The sequence below is a fragment of the Anabaena sp. WA102 genome (genome assembly GCF_001277295.1).
GTDB classification, from domain to species: domain Bacteria; phylum Cyanobacteriota; class Cyanobacteriia; order Cyanobacteriales; family Nostocaceae; genus Dolichospermum; species Dolichospermum heterosporum.
Genome location: NZ_CP011456.1, coordinates 4,703,102 through 4,719,675, shown reverse-complemented (window position 1 = coordinate 4,719,675; position 16,574 = coordinate 4,703,102). Strand labels below are relative to the sequence as shown.

Sequence of the window (16,574 nt, the reverse complement as noted above, 5' to 3'; positions counted from 1 at the left end):
ACTAAAGTGCCAGTTTAATAAACTGCGTAATCTGAAATTGCTAAAGTTGCGAAAGCCATATCCAAGTCATTTAATACCCACATTCCGCACCCCCAAGTGTCACACCCCAAGGAAAGCAATATATACAGAATCAAATATCAAGTTAATGTCGAGTCTCAAATGGTTAACCAGAGTACCCTTAACGATAAAATCAGCAAAAAACTTAGTGATGAGTTTAGCAGAATCGGAATTTGTTAAAAGTGAAAAAGCAGGATATTCTTATGCCGAGAAGAAAATAACTTATGGAGATATAGAGCAAAGATGGTTAATCGTACAAAGTCAAGATAGAAAAAAATCTGACTTAAAGAAATTATCAAAGAGAATAGAAAAAGCTTTGACTAATACTCAAAGTAAGTTAGAAAACCTATCGCAAGAAAAATTTGCTTGTGCGGCTGATGCTAGAAAGGAATTAACAAAAATAAGTAAAGAATTTAAATATCATCAAGTAGAAAATATTGAAGTTATCGAAAAAAGTCCTAAAATCAAAGAAGAAAATCAATTAGGAAAGGCCATAAACAATCCAACTATGCGGTGGATATTTCAATGTTTTCAATCAGTTCATCTTGTGACTTTTCAAGGAAAAAGAGAATTTTATAATTTGACATCAGAAATGAAGTACATTCTCCTATTCCTCCCAGAAGCTTGCCGTAATTACTACAGATATATAAGTTGATTCATCAACATTATTAATAGTTTAATTATACAATTTGACTCATTGATTTTATTAATGAGTTTAAGTTTTAATGCTGTTTTTAAGTTTATTTCTACAAGGATATAAGTTATGATTAAGTCTTGATAGACTAACAATAAAATTATATTATATTTTCTGCCAGAAACCACCCTCATTCTTTATTGCTTCTTATTGAGAATGTATCTGAATCAATTTTCCTATCTAAAATTTGTTTTTTTATAGATAAATGTATTCTTTTACTCATTTTTCATCAATTTACCTCCGTAATCACCGTTTGTGACAGTCAAGGGTGCGGAATGTGGGTAATAATTGTACCCCAGTCACGAACAGATAGAAATAGATAAATTAGTCTATGAAGTCTATGGACTTAATGCCGAAGACATTGCCGAGGTTGAAAATTGGTATGCGCGTAGGTATCCAATCCAAAATTATCTCAAGCTCAAAAAGCCAACCTGCGTAAACTTAAACACAATGTCTGAATCACGGATTAGATGGATTAAAGGATTACACGGATTTTTAGAGGTTAAACGGATTAAAATCCGTGAAATTAGCGCAATCCGTTTAATCCGCGTTCTCACACTTAATTGGATTAAAAGATTGCACGGATTAGGTTGCCGGTTCCGGTAAAAACTCGTAAAATTCGTGAAATTAGCGCAATCCGTTTAATCCGCGTTCTCACACTTAATTGGATTAAAAGATTGCACGGATGAGGTTGCCAGTTCCGGTAAAAGCTCCTAAAATCCGTGAAATCAGCGCAATCCGGTTAATCCGTGATTCAGATATCTTTTCCCGCGTAATCCCTTAATCCGCTATCTCGATACCTATGGACTTAAAATACCAAGACATCACCAAAAAAATTATCGGCGCATCCTTTGAAGTCCATAAATTTCTAGGTAACGGCTTTCAAGAAGTAATTTATCAACGCGCCCTAGCCTACGAATTTCATCAGGCAGGCTTAACCTTTGCTAGAGAAATCGAACAACATATCTATTACAAAAACCTACCTGAACCAATCGGTACACGCCGTGCCGATTTTGTAGTTGAACAAAAAGTATTAGTCGAACTCAAAGCAGTAATCCAACTCGAAGACGTACACCTAGCCCAAGCCCTCAACTATCTCAAAGCCTATAAACTAGAAGTTGGGTTATTGATTAACTTTGGAAGTAAGAGTTTGACATTTAAGAGATTAGTATTAAGTAACAAATAAAAAAGCGAGAATTGCGGATTATATGGATTACGCTGATTACACAGATTTTTTTCATTTGCTAAGATAACCAAAATCTGTGTAATTCTTTAATCCGTAGAATCCGCGATTCTCACCTTCTCTGAAAATATGTTGATACCAAGGAGACTCTTGTAAGGCGACTTCTAGTCGCCCAAAACTTTTAAAACATCCTCTAAAAATTTCCATCATTAATTACCAATTATGCACAGAATCAGCGCCACACCAGGCGGATTAAATCAGTCTGAAGGTTTATTTTTCCTCGAACAAACTCCTGCCCCTTTCGTATTGATTACAGCAGCCGATACTGATATTCAAACTCTAGCGGCTGTAGTTACTAAATTACCTAGTCAATTCCCCGAAATCAGGGTAGCCAACTTATTACAACTACAGCAACAAATAAGTATAGATGCTTATAGTGAACAAGTTTTAGAATCCGCCCAAGTTATTGTGCTTCGTCTCATAGGAGGAAGTTCATACTGGGCTTATGGTTTAGAAGTCGTACAAGAAATTGTACAACGTAATGGCACAACTCTAATTGTCATGCCAGGAGATGACGGACTTGATTTTGATTTAATTTCCAAATCTACGGTTTCTCAAGAAATCGTCCAGAAGATTTGGCAATACTTTCAAGAAGGTGGTACAGAAAATTTCCTCAACGCCTTGCAATTTATCGCTGATACAGCCCTATTAACAGCATTTAATCCCCCACAACCACAACCTGTTCCCCGCGTAGGATTGTACGAAAGAAGTCAGGATGTAGGGGCGCAGGGAATGCGCCCAGTCAGGAGTCAGCCTAAAGTGGGGATTTTGTTTTATCGCGCCCATTATTTAGCAGGAAACACTAAAGTTATTGATGCTTTATGTAATGCTTTGATAGAGAAAAATTTACAGCCTGTACCAGTTTTTGTTTCTTCATTGCGCGAACCTGGTGTTAGTAGTCAATTATGTGAATTATTAGCAGCAAAAGATGATCATTCTGTTAGCTTGTTGATGAATACCACCAGTTTTTCCCTAGCAAGTTTAGAAACAGAAACACCACAAACCGAACTTTGGGAAAAATTAAATGTCCCGGTTTTGCAAGTAATTCTTTGTGCTAGTTCCGTTGAACAATGGGAATCAGAATCACAAGGTTTAACACCCCGTGATATTGCCATAAATGTGGCATTACCAGAAGTAGATGGGCGAATTATTAGTCGGGCTGTGTCTTTCAAAACCTTACAAACTCGGAATAATAAACTAGAAACCGATGTCGTAGTTTATGAACCCGTGAGCGATCGCATTCAATTCGTTGCCCAACTGGCTGCAAACTGGGTAAGATTGCGGGTAAAGCCGCCCCAAGAACGCCGCATAGCCCTAATTTTAGCAAATTACCCCAACACCAACGGCAGGCTCGCCAACGGCGTAGGACTGGACACTCCTGCTAGTTGTGTAGAAATTCTCAAAGCCTTAAAGTTAGCTGGTTATGAATTAGGAACTATTCCCGAAACTGGAGACGAATTAATTCAAATTCTCACATCTAGCGTTACCAATGATCCCGAAGGGAAAGACTGGAAACCCATCAACCAAAGTTTATCAGCAGCAGAATATCAAAACTATTTTTCCACCCTACCAATAAATATCCAAAAACAAATTATTGCCCGTTGGGGACAACCTATTTTAGACGCGATCCAAAATTGGACAATTTCTGGAATTCAATTTGGTAATGTTTTTGTTGGTATTCAACCATCACGAGGTTACGATCTTGATCCTAGTTTAAATTATCATGCCCCCGATTTAGAACCAACACATAATTATTTAGCCTTTTATGATTGGGTACGAGAATCTTTTCAAGCAGATGCCATAGTTCATGTAGGAAAACATGGCAACTTAGAATGGCTACCAGGAAAAAGTGTCGCCTTATCTAATACTTGTTATCCAGAAATTGCCCTGGGACCAATGCCCCATTTATATCCATTTATTGTTAATGATCCCGGAGAAGGTTCACAGGCAAAAAGACGCGCCCAAGCCGTAATCATTGATCACCTCACACCACCAATGACAAGGGCAGAATTATATGGACCATTGCAACAAGTAGAAAATCTTATTGATGAATATTACGAAGCCGAAAGTTTAGATCCTTCCAGATTACCAACAATACGCGATCGCATTCAAGAACTCGTCATCAAAGAAAACCTGTACAAAGACTTAGGAATCACCAACCCCGAAGACATCGCCAACTTTGAAACCCTGATCTTAAACTCCCTAGACGGTTACTTGTGCGAACTCAAAGAAGCCCAAATCCGCGACGGCTTACACATATTCGGTCAATGTCCCCAAGGAACCCAACTACGAGACCTGATAGTAGCGATCGCCCGCATCCCCAACCGCCATTCTATCGGCATTACCCGCGCCATAGCCAAACAGTGGCAAATAGACATAGATCCCCTCACCGACAACCTCTCAGCCCCCCTCTCTGCGCCTCTGCGCCTCTGCGAGAGACTTAAATCCTGCCATATCATCGGCGATGTCGTCGAACTCCTAGAAATAGAAGCCGCCCATTTAGTAGAAGAAGTTATCTCTGGGCGCAGACCCTGCGCCCCTACGGATTGGATCAGCGACAAACTCCTCCCAGCCCTACAAAAAACCAACCAAGAAACCACAAACCTCCTACGGGGACTTGACGGAAAATACGTTCCCAGCGGGGCTTCTGGCGCACCCACCCGCGGACGACCCGAAGTTCTACCCACAGGTAAAAACTTTTACGCCGTTGACATTCGCGCCATACCCACAGAAACCGCCTGGGACATTGGCAGAAAAGCCGCTGAAACCCTGATTGAAACCTACACCCAAGAACATGGAGAATACCCCCAAACCCTGGGTTTATCAGTGTGGGGAACAGCCACCATGCGGACTGGTGGTGATGATATAGCCGAAGCCTTAGCTTTACTTGGTGTGCAACCCGTGTGGGATGGTGCAGCAAGACGAGTAGTAGATTTTGAAATTTTACCCTTGGCGATTATCGGTCGTCCCCGTGTGGATGTCACTCTAAGAATTTCCGGGTTTTTCCGGGATGCTTTCCCCAATTTAATCGCTTTATTTGATCAAGCAGTGAAAGCCGTTTCAGCTTTAGATGAACCACCAGACCAAAATCCCTTAGCAGATACAGTTCGTCAAGAAACAGCACAATGGACTCAAGAAGGTTTATCTTTAGAAGTAGCCCAAGAGCGATCGCAATATCGTGTTTTTGGTTCTCAACCAGGGGCTTATGGTGCAGGACTCCAGGGACTAATAGCCTCCCAAAACTGGGAAAATGATCAGGATTTAGCCCAAGCTTACACAAATTGGAGTGCTTACGCCTATTCTTCTAGTGAGGAAACAGGGAACAAAAATGCAGAAGCCTTTGAACAACGCTTAAAGCAAATGCAAATCGTCCTCCACAATCAAGACAACCGAGAACACGATTTACTCGATTCCGACGATTATTATCAATTTCAGGGTGGTTTAACCGCAGCCGTGCGTTCTCTCCAAGGTAAAAATCCCCAAACCTACTTTGGCGACAATTCCAACACATCTCAACCCAAAATCCGCCAACTTAGTGCCGAAATTGCCAGGGTTTATCGTTCCCGCGTCGTTAATCCTAAATGGATAGCTGGAGTCATGCGTCATGGATATAAAGGTGCATTTGAAATGGCTGCAACCGTAGATTTTCTCTTCGCTTACGATGCTACCGCCCAATGTGTCGAAGATTATATGTATCAAGGTGTTGTAGAAGCTTATTTAGAAGACGCTACCGTTTGTGAATTTATTCATGACAAGAATCCCTGGGCATTACGCGATATTGCGGAAAGATTACTAGAAGCCAACCAACGCGGCTTATGGCAGGATGTGAATATACAAACCCTCGAAAACCTCCGCAATTTGGTGCATCAAGCGGAAGCAACTATCGAAGAAAAATAATTTCATTTAGGAACCGGATATGGAAAATCTTGCGTATTTACATTTAGCTTTTGCCAATCAAGACGAAGAAACCACTGAGTTAATATCCCTCAGTTCTTTATTCAAAACAACAGCCGCACCAAATTGGCAACTCTTTTCTAGTAGTGCGTGGAAATACATGATTCCCCTGGCTCTAACTATATCTATTTTGAATAGTGTTAGTAGTGTTTTCGCCTTAGAAAAAAATGATAACGCTGCTACCGTAAACAGTCTCCAACAAAATGAAATATCTCAAATTAAAACCGCCAATAATCAAGTTATCAGTACAGCCCCGATAACCCCCACTATCTCAAATAATATTATTTCCGTGAATAAGAAGCGCAAAGACCCCAATCTCCTCAGCAAAGGTGATGAAGGTGCGGATGTCAAAGTTTTACAAGAACGCTTGAAAATCGCTGGTTTTTATTATGGTAATTCCACAGGCATTTTTGGTCCAATTACTCACGAAGCGGTAAAACGATTCCAAAAAGCTTATCAACTCACAGTTGATGGTGTTGTCGGTAAATCCACACTAGCCAAATTACCAGATGTTACCGATGAAAATCAAACAACTACTTCTCAAAAATTAGATCACCCAGATATACTTAGTTTAGGCGATCGCGGTGAAGCCGTCAGAATTCTCCAAGCACAATTAATCACCGCCGGATTTCTCCAAAATCAGCCCAATGGTTACTATGGTTCTAACACAGTTGATGCCGTAAAACGCTTTCAAAAACAACACAAACTAGAAATCAATGGACTGGCTGGACAAACTACCCGTTCTAAGTTACACAGTTTAGTTAAAAACTCTGCCAAAAGTGATTTCACCACTCTAGAAATCCAAAGACGACTACAGGAAAAAGGTTTCTATAAAGGTCAAATCAACGGCATGATGGCATCTGATACCAAAAAAGCAATTAGTCGCGCTCAAGAATTTTATGGTATCAGTCTCAAAGATATTAAAAGCGGAAGTTTTTAATCCCCCGCTTTCTCCAAATCATCAGATTCCCCACGACTTGATTCATCCTCCAAATTTTGGGCTAGTACCGCAGAATGGAAGTCAAAAGTCAAAAGTCAAAATTAAGACTGCATAGGCTTTTTGGCTTTTGGAAATGGTTGGTTTATTTACGCCGTGCTGTACTAGTAATTGGTAATTACTCTTACCTTTTGCCTCTTGCCTTAGTTATTAAATTGGCATCAGCGCTCTTTGACACTTAGGACACACGGCATGGATTGTCATTTGACAATCTAATAAATGAAACCCCTCTTTTTGCGCTGTTTTTCCGCCAATCTTTAAAACTGAGTCATTCTTAAACTCAATAGTCGAATTACAGCGAACACAAATGAGGTGATGATGGTGATGGGGATAAGGCTGATTAATTTCATAATGTTTATGCCCTTCACCCAATTCCAACTCCCGTAAAATCCCCATTCTCGCCATTAACTTTAAAGTGCGATAAATAGTTGATAAACTAATCCCTTCACCATCAGTTTCTAAACGATGATATAGGTCCTCTGCACTTAAATGTTCACCTTGCGGGAGTTCCTGAAAAATATGTAGAATTGTTTCGCGCTGTGGAGTTAAACGCCAGCCACGGTCGTTTAACTCTGCTTTAAGTGAACCAGTTGTGTAGACAGTCATACTAAATTTTCTCAACAAAGCTCATTAATTGAGAATATAACAAATATTTGGCTTGATTTGCAACAATCATTGCTTATTGAGAATATTTGCCTCTTGCCTCTTGCCTCTTGCCTCTTGCCTCTTGCCTCTTGCCTCTTGCCTCTTGCCTCTTGCCTCTTGCCTCTTGCCTCTTGCCTCTTGCCTCTTGCCTCTTGCCTCTTACCTCTTGCCTCTTGCCTCTTGCCTCTTGCCTCTTGCCTCTTGCCTCTTGCCTCTTGCCTCTTGCCTCTTGCCTCTTACCTCTTGCCTCTTGCCTCTTGCCTCTTACCTTCTAACTTAACGACTCTAGATAGTCGCGGACTAGGTTACGACGTTTAGGTTGGCGAAGTTTTTGTAAAGCCTTGGATTCAATTTGTCTGACCCTTTCCCGTGATAAATCAAGGGCGCGACCGATTTCTGCTAAAGAGTAGGCATGACCATCGGACAAGCCAAAGCGCATCGAAATAACATCCCGTTCTCGACTGGTTAAATCATCAAGAAGATTATGCAAATCCTTATGTAAAGATTCTCGCATTAACATCTCCTCTGGCGTAATCGTATCAGTCTCCAGTAATTCTCCTAATTCAGTATCTTTATCCTTCCCTACCTTCGTTTCCAAAGACACAGACCGAGGAACTCTCAATAGCACTTCCCGGACTTGGATAGCTGTCATATCCAACTCAATGGCTAGGTCTTCTAAAGTCGGAGTGCGACCTTTTTCTTGGGCAATTTTCCGTTGCGCCTTTTTAATTTTGTTGAGCTTTTCGGTAATATGGACAGGTAGGCGAATAGTGCGGCTAGAAGTAGCGATCGCCCTGGTAATACCCTGACGAATCCACCAGTAAGCATAGGTACTAAAACGATAACCCTTTGTAGGATCAAACTTCTCAACTGCTCGTTCTAAACCTAAAGTCCCTTCTTGCACCAAATCTAACAATTCCAAACCCCGATTTTGGTACTTTTTGGCAACAGATACCACCAAACGCAAATTCGCCTTAATCATGTGGGATTTGGCTTGTAGTCCTTGAGTTTGAACTTGTTCTAGTTCTTCAACTGTTAAATTAGCAATTTCCGCCCAGCGTCTTTTCCCATTGGCTAAAGTCGGCTTAAGATCAGGTAAATTTATCCCCGCAGTAGTCGCCCACCGTTCCAAAGAAGGGCGGTGTCCTAGTTCTGATGTCAACCGCTCCTGTACCTCCATTAACCGGGCATAAGGGGCAATTACAGCGTCTCCCTCAGTGGCAGCAGCACCAAGCAATAACCGCATCCGTAAATATCGCTGTACTTTTTGGGCTTCAGCAACTTCCTCATCTCGTCCTAATAAGCGGACTCGACCAATTTCTTGCAGATAGAGGCGTACCAAGTCTGTGCTACGTCGGCTAGTTTGCGCGGCTAAGGCTAAGTCTGACTCAACAGCAGCCATATCTAAATCTGGCAAATCATCATTATTGATTTCAATATCCAAGGGTGAACTAGGATTTTGCCCTTCCTGGGCGGCATTTTTATAAAAAGATGTTGCTGGCATGATGTCTCAAATGGCTCCAGTTAACAATAGATTACGGTCAGCTAAAATTACGGTCAGCTAATCAACTGTTGCTATTCCGTAATTTCGTCATGAAATAACATAGTTTGGGCTTCAATGTACAATTCTTTGCAAAACTTTGTACTAGTCCAAAGATGTCGAAGAGAAGAAAACTTAATTTATCAGCTTTTGGACTGTTTTAACTGGATAGTTATTTTCACCACAGTGTACTAGGTTAGAAAAATACATTCTTAATGAGTTGTTCGTTACTAGTAGTTGTGTAATTGAATAAATAGCTCTGCAAATCTTCAGTCAGAGTTTCCATTAGGAGTTACCTAGTCAATATTACCATGTTTAAAGATATTGACGGTTATTTTTTTAACTGTTTATTAACATACATTTAGTTGTGATGATGTTTATAAACTACATAGTCATATTTACATCACTCAAAAAGTAATTTCCTGACAATTTGATAAATTTCTTCCAGGGATTTTGCGGTAATCGTTTAATTTCAATTGCACACCTTACACTATCAGCATTTCTCCCCCTATTTACCATATTTGTTCTGTAGGAAAATTATCAAATTCGGGCTTGATGTCTCGTAACATCAGTTTATCTAATGCAAGTCTTGGTGTAACTTCTCCTTCCAGCAGTTGGTAAACTTGCTCGGTAATGGGAATAGCAATGCCTTGTTGTTGGGCGATTTCCATTAATACCCGACAAGTGTTCACACCTTCGGCTGTGCCTGGAAGATTTGCCATAACTCCTGGCAACGTTTTTCCATTGGCTAATTGATAACCAACTTGATAATTGCGACTTAACGGGCTGTTGCAGGTTGCTAATAAGTCCCCTAGACCGGATAATCCATAAAATGTTTCCGTTTTTGCGCCTAAAGTCTGACCTATTCGTACCATTTCGGTTAAGCCACGAGTGACTAAGGCAGCTTTGGCATTCGTTCCTAAGTGTAACCCATCACATACACCTGCGGCGATCGCTATCACATTTTTCAGTGTTCCCCCTAATTCTACGCCCACAGGGTCAGGGTTAGTATAAACACGAAAGCGACTGGAGGAAAATACCAATTGGACTGTTTGGGCAGCATTAGTATTTTTACTCGCTACTACCGTTGCTGCTGGTAATTCCTGGGCAATTTCCTGAGACAAATTCGGACCTGATAAAACCACAACAGGAGAATTAGGAAAAGCTGCTTGCCAAATTTGCGACGGTGTAGACGTAGTATGTGGTTCTAGTCCCTTAGTTGCAGTCACAAAGATTGTTTGTGAAGATAAGGGACAAGACTGCACCATAGAAGCCACATCTCTCACCCCTTTCATGGAAATAGCCGACAAGATAACTTGAGCATTTTTATCCTCTAATACTTTTTCTAGAGGTTGCGAGTCAGAACGTGACCATAAATGCACCTGATTACCATTAATTGCTGCTAATTTAGCCAAGGCTGTACCCCAAGCACCCCCACCAAGAATAACGACAGATTTTAAATTTTGGATTTTGGAATTGGTCATTAGGGTAAAATAACAACTGACAACTGACTATCTGGGATAACGTTTCATTAATTCTCTGACTTGCTCTGCATGATAGGAGCTTCTTGTCAATGGTGAAGAAACAACTTGTAAAAATCCTAGTTCTTCGCCAAAAGTTTGCCATGCTGCAAATTGTTCTGGTGTTACGAAGTTAGATACTTGTAAGTGTTTTTGACTGGGTTGGAGATATTGCCCAATTGTCAAAATATCACAATCTACTTTTCGTAGGTCTTCCATAACTTGGCGAATTTCCGCATCTGTTTCACCTAAGCCGACCATGATACCAGATTTAGTGTAAGTGCTGGGAGAAATTTGGCGAGAACGTTGTAATAATTCCATTGTCCGCTCATAATCTCCCTGGGGACGCACACGGCGATACAAGCGAGGAATGGTTTCTGTATTGTGGTTAATTACTTCTGGTTTCCCTTGCAGAATTATTTCTAAAGCTTGCCAATTACCGCATAAATCGGGAATTAATACTTCAATAGTAGTATGAGGCGAAACTTCATGAATAGCATTAATACAGTGAACAAACTGAGATGCACCACCATCTGGTAAATCATCTCGGTTGACGGAAGTAATCACGACGTGATTAAGCTGCATCCGTTCCACTGCTTTCGCTAGTCTTGTGGGTTCGGTGGGATCTAATGCTTGGGGTTTCTTTTCAAAGTCAATATCACAATAAGGACAAGCCCTGGTGCAAGCTGGACCCATAATCAGAAATGTGGCAGTACCCGCGTTAAAGCATTCCCCAATATTGGGACAGGAAGCTTCTTCGCAAACAGTATTCAGGGCTAAATCCCGTAAAATCTCCTTAACGTTACCAACACGCTCCCATTGAGGTGCTTTCACTCTCAACCAGTCTGGTTTTACAGTCACAGTCTACTTTTACCATTTTAGTTATACAAATCTTATGGTAGCAAGCAAAGACCTTTGTAGAAGAGAAAAAGTTTGTTATTTTGTACTGATTGTGGTACTGTAGAGTTAGATTGCCATTTTTTTGGAAAATTGCTCTACTTGGGATCTCCCCAAAACCGTATTTTCCGCTTTTGTGGCGGGATGTGGCGCAGCTTGGTAGCGCACTTCGTTCGGGACGAAGGGGCCGCTGGTTCGAATCCAGTCATCCCGATTGTTGTTGTCACTTGCCAGATTATTTGACCGCGTTGACAAATTGGTGTCCGTCTTGCCAAATTACTGTCCGCGTTGCCAAATTACCTAATCATCATCGTGTATTGGCATTGGAAGCTGTTACAATAATAGCTTTTATTTATTGGTATTGCTTCAGTTAGAGACTTCCAAGAAATAAATTATCCTAAGAAACGAACCACAGAGGCACAGAGTACACAGAGAGAGAATTTCTGCATCAGTTTTGGGACATTTTTTTATTTGGAAGTCTCTTACGGAAAATCCCGAACGAAGTGCGCCTTTCAACCCACCTAAAATGTTTTATATGCCTGCATAAAGGTCTTTCAACCCGCCCCACTCCGGGAGGGGTGTTGAAACGGAATAGTCCTGTTCATATTCTTTCCAATCTGCGGACTTTCAACCCGCCCCACTCCGGGAGGGGTGTTGAAACCGGGAATAATCGTCCACCGCTGGACAATTACGAAGCTTTCAACCCTGCGGCGCTATTGTTATTTCCTATTCTATTATCAAGGTTCGGTATTTTGTCAATCAGGCTTTTCGGGATTGATAGGCACTTATCGCTAATTCTTTGGCTTTCTCCTGTGGACTCGCTCGAATTGGTTGTTTTCCCTCCTCTATAGCGATTCCTGCTTTATTTGCCTGACTTTGAATATTGGCAATTAATCTACCGTAGCTCCATTGATGGACACTAACTCGGTATTGTTTGGCATATTTTTTTTGAACTTCTATTATATCTGATTTTTGTTCTGCTTTAGATTGAATTTCACTCTGAATTTGCTCTCGCATATCTCCCAACTTTGGGATAACAATACTGCCAGCTTTATATGTTTGGGCAAGTGCAATAATTTCTTTTGCTAGTAATCTATCTATATACTCTCCTAACTCTGAATCGCCAAATTGATTTGGTGCTGACATCCTTTGAGCGATATGGCGTTGGTGGCATAATAGGTGTTTTTGTTGTTGTTGTCTATTGAGTAGTTTGTAATTTTCACCAAGTAGTTGTTTAATGTTGCGATATGTCAAAACTTTTCCAGTTGTACCATCTACAACTGCAATTGTGGCAGGGTTTTCCAAACCTAAACTCACACCAACTAAAATATGAGATTGTCCTTTATATAAAGGTTGACTTGGACGAGGGAAGGGGTTATTAATTCTGGCTAGAGAGGAATTTTTGCGTTTGAGATGTGCCTGTTGTTTATCATTTAGATCACCTTTGGCTTTTGTCTGGGTGATGGTTTTGGCAATTTCTTCGGCTTTTTCTTCTTTGACTAAGTTTGTTCCTTCTTCTGTCCACAGACGAGTATATACAGAACAATAAAGGGTTAAATGGTTAACATCCCAGGGTTCTCCTTTGTCTTCTTCTTCCTGCCAAGAGATACGACCACTACGCAGAGTAAATAAGGCACTAGAATGTTGATTTTTACTATCTTTCTTAATTTGTTGATCTTCTAGGAAGCGTTGAAACCAGTGCAGTTGGCGAGAATCACAATAAATTTGAAATGTATGCTCACTTAAACCATTAAATTTTACACAGATACGTCCAAACTGATTTTTCAACCAAGTCATATCTTCGTTGGTTTCATAAGCGACTGGAAACGGCACTTGACTGGATTTTCTTAACAGAATGTTTTGCCAGAATTTCGCCTCTGTTTCATTTTCAGGGACGGTCTGAGTGGCATTAAAAAGAGTTTCTAATCTTATGGTGTCGGTTAAATCTCGTCCTTTGGGAATTCGAGCGGCTAATTTTTCTGTGAGACGTTGAATTTGGATTTCTACTTTGTGGCGACGTTGAGCGAATTTATCGGTGTTTTCTGCTTTATTGCTAATTTTACAGCCATTTTTGAGTAAATAACTAATAGCACAACGAGTTAAATTATCTTCTGTATTACTGTAACCGTCGAATAAGTTTTTTGATAAATTGCGATCGCTATCTGAATTTGGAGATTTTTTCCCTTTTTTACCTTTCGCTGGTTGAGTTTCAGCAGGATTTTGGGGAGCAAATTGAGCCAAAATTTCGGCAGATTTAGTCTGAAGTATATCCAAGGAGACTCCACTGGCTTCTACTAATTCAGTATCACTATTGAGCATTTCTAACCAGCGCAGTTTGCCGTCTAGTTGGGACTGAAACCGCTTCATTAAGGCAAACCAGGATTTATAAATATAGTTTACTGATGCTGTGGCACTGGTGTAAAACCTTGCAGGTTGCCCGATGAAGCGCGGATCAGTTTTCAAGGGTTCACAGAGTTCTTTGACTATACCTGTGGGGTGTTTACCTTGTTGTCGCCATGTTTCAAATTCTGGGTGTTTACCAATTTGACTCAGTAGTTCGTTAATCAGTGGCGTGTTTTTCTCTGCCGTCAACTGCCATAGCTGTTGACGGGTAGATTCACTGGCTACTAAACGACACTGAATAGTAATTTGGCTCATACTTAATAAACATATTTGTCTAATACTAACATATTTGTATTGTAGCAGCTTTCTGTAAAATGTTTTTTATGCAAGAAAAATTTTTCACAAGTAAGGAAGCGGCTCAAATTACAGGTTGTACTCTCCGCCAGATTCAGTATTGGCGAGAGAAGGGGATTGTTGTGCCTGTGATTGGTGATACGGGAACAGGACGCAGTATTTATTACTCCAGGTCTAATCTGGTGGAACTGGCTGCTTTGGTATATTGGCTGTCTACGGGGATAAGTTTTGATATTGCCTGTGAAACGCTGAAACAACTGAAGGAACAAGAACCGGAGTTGTTTATTTCGGGTCAGGGTAAGCGGTTTATGTTGTTGTTATCACAGGATGATTCGCTTTCTTTGGTAGAATTTGACAGGAAAAGAGCGATCGCATCCCTGGATGAAGGTAAGGCTGTGATTCCTGTATGGTTAGATGTTATTTATCAGGGGTTAGCAAGCAAGTTACCAAGGTAGCGATTCCTGCGGATTGCTTCGCTATCGCATCCCTAGATGAAGGTAAAGCTGTGATTCCCGTGTGGTTAGATATTATTTATCAGCAGTTGTGTCAAAAACTCTGAATGAGTTGATTCTTGGATACATATTACTGTTATCTTAAAGTATCAAGAAATTTTTTCCAGCATTACTAATTCATTAGTACCAAAATTTTACTTATCAAGATAGATATTTATGACAACAGAAGTAGCCATAATCAATAAAGAAGCAATAGCATTAGCAGCAGATAGCGCAGTTACCGTGGGTATTTCGGATGGTACAAAAATTTATAACTCGGCTAATAAGCTTTTTGCTTTATCAAGGGTTTGTCCTGTAGGTATTATGGTATACGGAAATGCCCAGCTTACAGGAGTTCCTTGGGAATCACTTATTAAAGTATACAGACAGAAGCTAGGAAATTTATCTTTCCCTGAACTTCAAGATTATTGTAATGATTTTATTGATTTTATTAATAAACATATTAAGTTTTTCCCTGATGATTATCAAACTGAATCTGTTATATCTATTTTATCAGACACTTATAAACATCTCCAACAAGAAATAAGTTATGCTGTGGAGCAAGCTTTTAGTAACGATATACAGACAAAAATATCTGAAGAATTAACTAATAAAATCGCAAGTGAAGTAATAGAGAAAGCTGCTACTAATTTAGAAAATTTAGACAATATTTCTCACTTTTCAGAATCTTTTATTAAAGAAAAAACTGTTGAGTTTAATCCCTTGTTTCACAAGGTAATAGATCATGTATTTTCAGAATTTAATGTAACCACAAATATAAAAAATAATTTGCTTACAATAGCTGAATACTCTTTATTTAAGAAAACATTTTCCTCTCTCGTATCAGGAATTGTAATTGCTGGTTTTGGAGAAGAAGAAATTTTTCCTTCTTTACATACTTACGATATAGAATGTGTATTTGGTAATCAGTTAAAATATCGTCACAACGAAGATAAATCTCATGCAATAGGCAATTATCCTGCAATCATACCTTTTGCACAAGAGGATATGATTTCAACATTTATTGCAGGTATTGATCCAACGCTAGAAAATTTCTCTATTCATGCTCTAGAAGAAATTTTACAAAAATATTTTGAGACTATTATTGACCAAGCTAAGGAGTCTGATTCTAGTGAACAACCAGATTTTATTAATCAAATTAATAAACACTTTAATCAGACTAAACAATCTTTACTTGAAAAATACAATGAAAAGATGATAGAATTCAGAAGAGAATATCATATAAACCCTATTTTAGATACAGTAAGCATTCTACCCAAAGATGAATTAGCAGCTATGGCTGAAGCACTGGTAAGTCTTACATCTTTGAAGCGAAGAGTGACCACTGATGCAGAAACAGTAGGAGGACCTACCGATGTAGCCCTTATTTCCAAAGGAGATGGATTTATTTGGATCAAGAGAAAACATTATTTCTCTGCTGAATTAAATCGAGACTTCTTTGTCAGAAAATAATTCAATATCAAGATTTTGAGTTTACTAGGAGGTGATACCTTTGTCTGGAAAAAATCATATTCAATCCGAGCAGTTAGATACACAAACTAATTTTTATTCCTCATTTGAGGAATGGCAATCAAAAACTTTCCCAAAGTTAGCCCAAAAAGGAAAACGTAAATTAATAGAGAAAAAGCCTGAATTTCTTGGGAAACTCGCAGGAAATGAGATTATGAAGGAAATTCACTCTGAACTATTGAATCGCGCATAGAAAAGCTGAGGTGGTATCTTGAACTACCCAATACCTTCAGCAACTTTTAATCTGGGTTTAGATAGTTTTGTTTGCAGCGATATATCCATAGGCATATCGCTGTTAAATAATTTGTA

General features: G+C 39.7%; 13 protein-coding genes and 1 tRNA gene. 8 read left to right on the top strand and 6 right to left on the bottom strand.

The window, feature by feature from the left end:
- Positions 1–145 precede the first annotated feature (145 nt).
- On the top strand, positions 146–712 hold the full coding sequence (locus tag AA650_RS20705) for a hypothetical protein (protein ID WP_199924311.1): 567 nt from the start codon (positions 146–148) through the stop codon (positions 710–712).
- Positions 713–1,553: 841 nt separating this feature from the next.
- Positions 1,554–1,937 carry a GxxExxY protein gene (locus tag AA650_RS20695; RefSeq protein WP_053540477.1) on the top strand — a complete coding sequence of 128 codons (384 nt, stop codon included), beginning with the start codon at positions 1,554–1,556 and terminating at the stop codon, positions 1,935–1,937.
- A 51-nt stretch (positions 1,938–1,988) separates the two neighbouring features.
- Here the strand turns inward: AA650_RS20695 and AA650_RS28270 are convergent, their stop codons facing one another.
- Positions 1,989–2,144, bottom strand: coding sequence for a hypothetical protein (locus AA650_RS28270; protein ID WP_199924310.1), 156 nt, complete (start codon positions 2,142–2,144; stop codon positions 1,989–1,991).
- A gap of 12 nt (positions 2,145–2,156) precedes the next feature.
- Between AA650_RS28270 and cobN the strand changes: the two genes are divergently transcribed.
- Positions 2,157–5,891: a cobaltochelatase subunit CobN gene (gene cobN / locus AA650_RS20690; RefSeq protein WP_053540476.1), complete on the top strand. Its 3,735-nt coding sequence runs from the start codon at positions 2,157–2,159 to the stop codon at positions 5,889–5,891.
- Between the two features lie 19 nt (positions 5,892–5,910).
- A complete protein-coding gene (locus AA650_RS20685; protein WP_039203603.1) occupies positions 5,911–6,888 on the top strand; it encodes a peptidoglycan-binding domain-containing protein in 978 nt (325 codons plus the stop codon).
- Positions 6,889–7,095: 207 nt separating this feature from the next.
- Here the strand turns inward: AA650_RS20685 and AA650_RS20680 are convergent, their stop codons facing one another.
- The 4 genes from AA650_RS20680 to lipA form a co-directional block, all read right to left on the bottom strand.
- The gene (locus tag AA650_RS20680; RefSeq protein WP_027404555.1) at positions 7,096–7,551 is read right to left on the bottom strand and encodes a Fur family transcriptional regulator; all 456 of its coding nucleotides are present in this window, start codon (positions 7,549–7,551) and stop codon (positions 7,096–7,098) included.
- Positions 7,552–7,861: 310 nt separating this feature from the next.
- Positions 7,862–9,094, bottom strand: a complete 1,233-nt coding sequence (gene sigC, locus AA650_RS20675) for an RNA polymerase sigma factor SigC (protein WP_039203605.1) — start codon at positions 9,092–9,094, stop codon at positions 7,862–7,864.
- Between the two features lie 548 nt (positions 9,095–9,642).
- A complete protein-coding gene (locus AA650_RS20670) occupies positions 9,643–10,614 on the bottom strand; it encodes an NAD(P)H-dependent glycerol-3-phosphate dehydrogenase (RefSeq protein ID WP_053540475.1) in 972 nt (323 codons plus the stop codon).
- 27 nt (positions 10,615–10,641) lie between these two features.
- A complete protein-coding gene (gene lipA, locus AA650_RS20665) occupies positions 10,642–11,511 on the bottom strand; it encodes a lipoyl synthase (RefSeq protein ID WP_053540474.1) in 870 nt (289 codons plus the stop codon).
- 176 nt (positions 11,512–11,687) lie between these two features.
- Between lipA and AA650_RS20660 the strand changes: the two genes are divergently transcribed.
- Positions 11,688–11,761, top strand: a tRNA-Pro gene (locus tag AA650_RS20660).
- Positions 11,762–12,306: 545 nt separating this feature from the next.
- Here the strand turns inward: AA650_RS20660 and cas12k are convergent.
- Positions 12,307–14,205: a type V CRISPR-associated protein Cas12k gene (gene cas12k / locus AA650_RS20655; protein ID WP_053540473.1), complete on the bottom strand. Its 1,899-nt coding sequence runs from the start codon at positions 14,203–14,205 to the stop codon at positions 12,307–12,309.
- Positions 14,206–14,273: 68 nt separating this feature from the next.
- Between cas12k and AA650_RS20650 the strand changes: the two genes are divergently transcribed.
- The 3 genes from AA650_RS20650 to AA650_RS20640 all read left to right on the top strand — a co-directional run bounded on the left by AA650_RS20650 (position 14,274) and on the right by AA650_RS20640 (position 16,458).
- A complete protein-coding gene (locus tag AA650_RS20650) occupies positions 14,274–14,699 on the top strand; it encodes a MerR family transcriptional regulator (RefSeq protein WP_053540472.1) in 426 nt (141 codons plus the stop codon).
- A gap of 213 nt (positions 14,700–14,912) precedes the next feature.
- Positions 14,913–16,208 (top strand): hypothetical protein, encoded by a 1,296-nt coding sequence (locus AA650_RS20645; RefSeq protein ID WP_053540471.1) that lies wholly within the window; start codon positions 14,913–14,915, stop codon positions 16,206–16,208.
- A gap of 40 nt (positions 16,209–16,248) precedes the next feature.
- On the top strand, positions 16,249–16,458 hold the full coding sequence (locus AA650_RS20640) for a hypothetical protein (protein ID WP_053540470.1): 210 nt from the start codon (positions 16,249–16,251) through the stop codon (positions 16,456–16,458).
- The last annotated feature ends 116 nt before the right edge of the window (positions 16,459–16,574 follow it).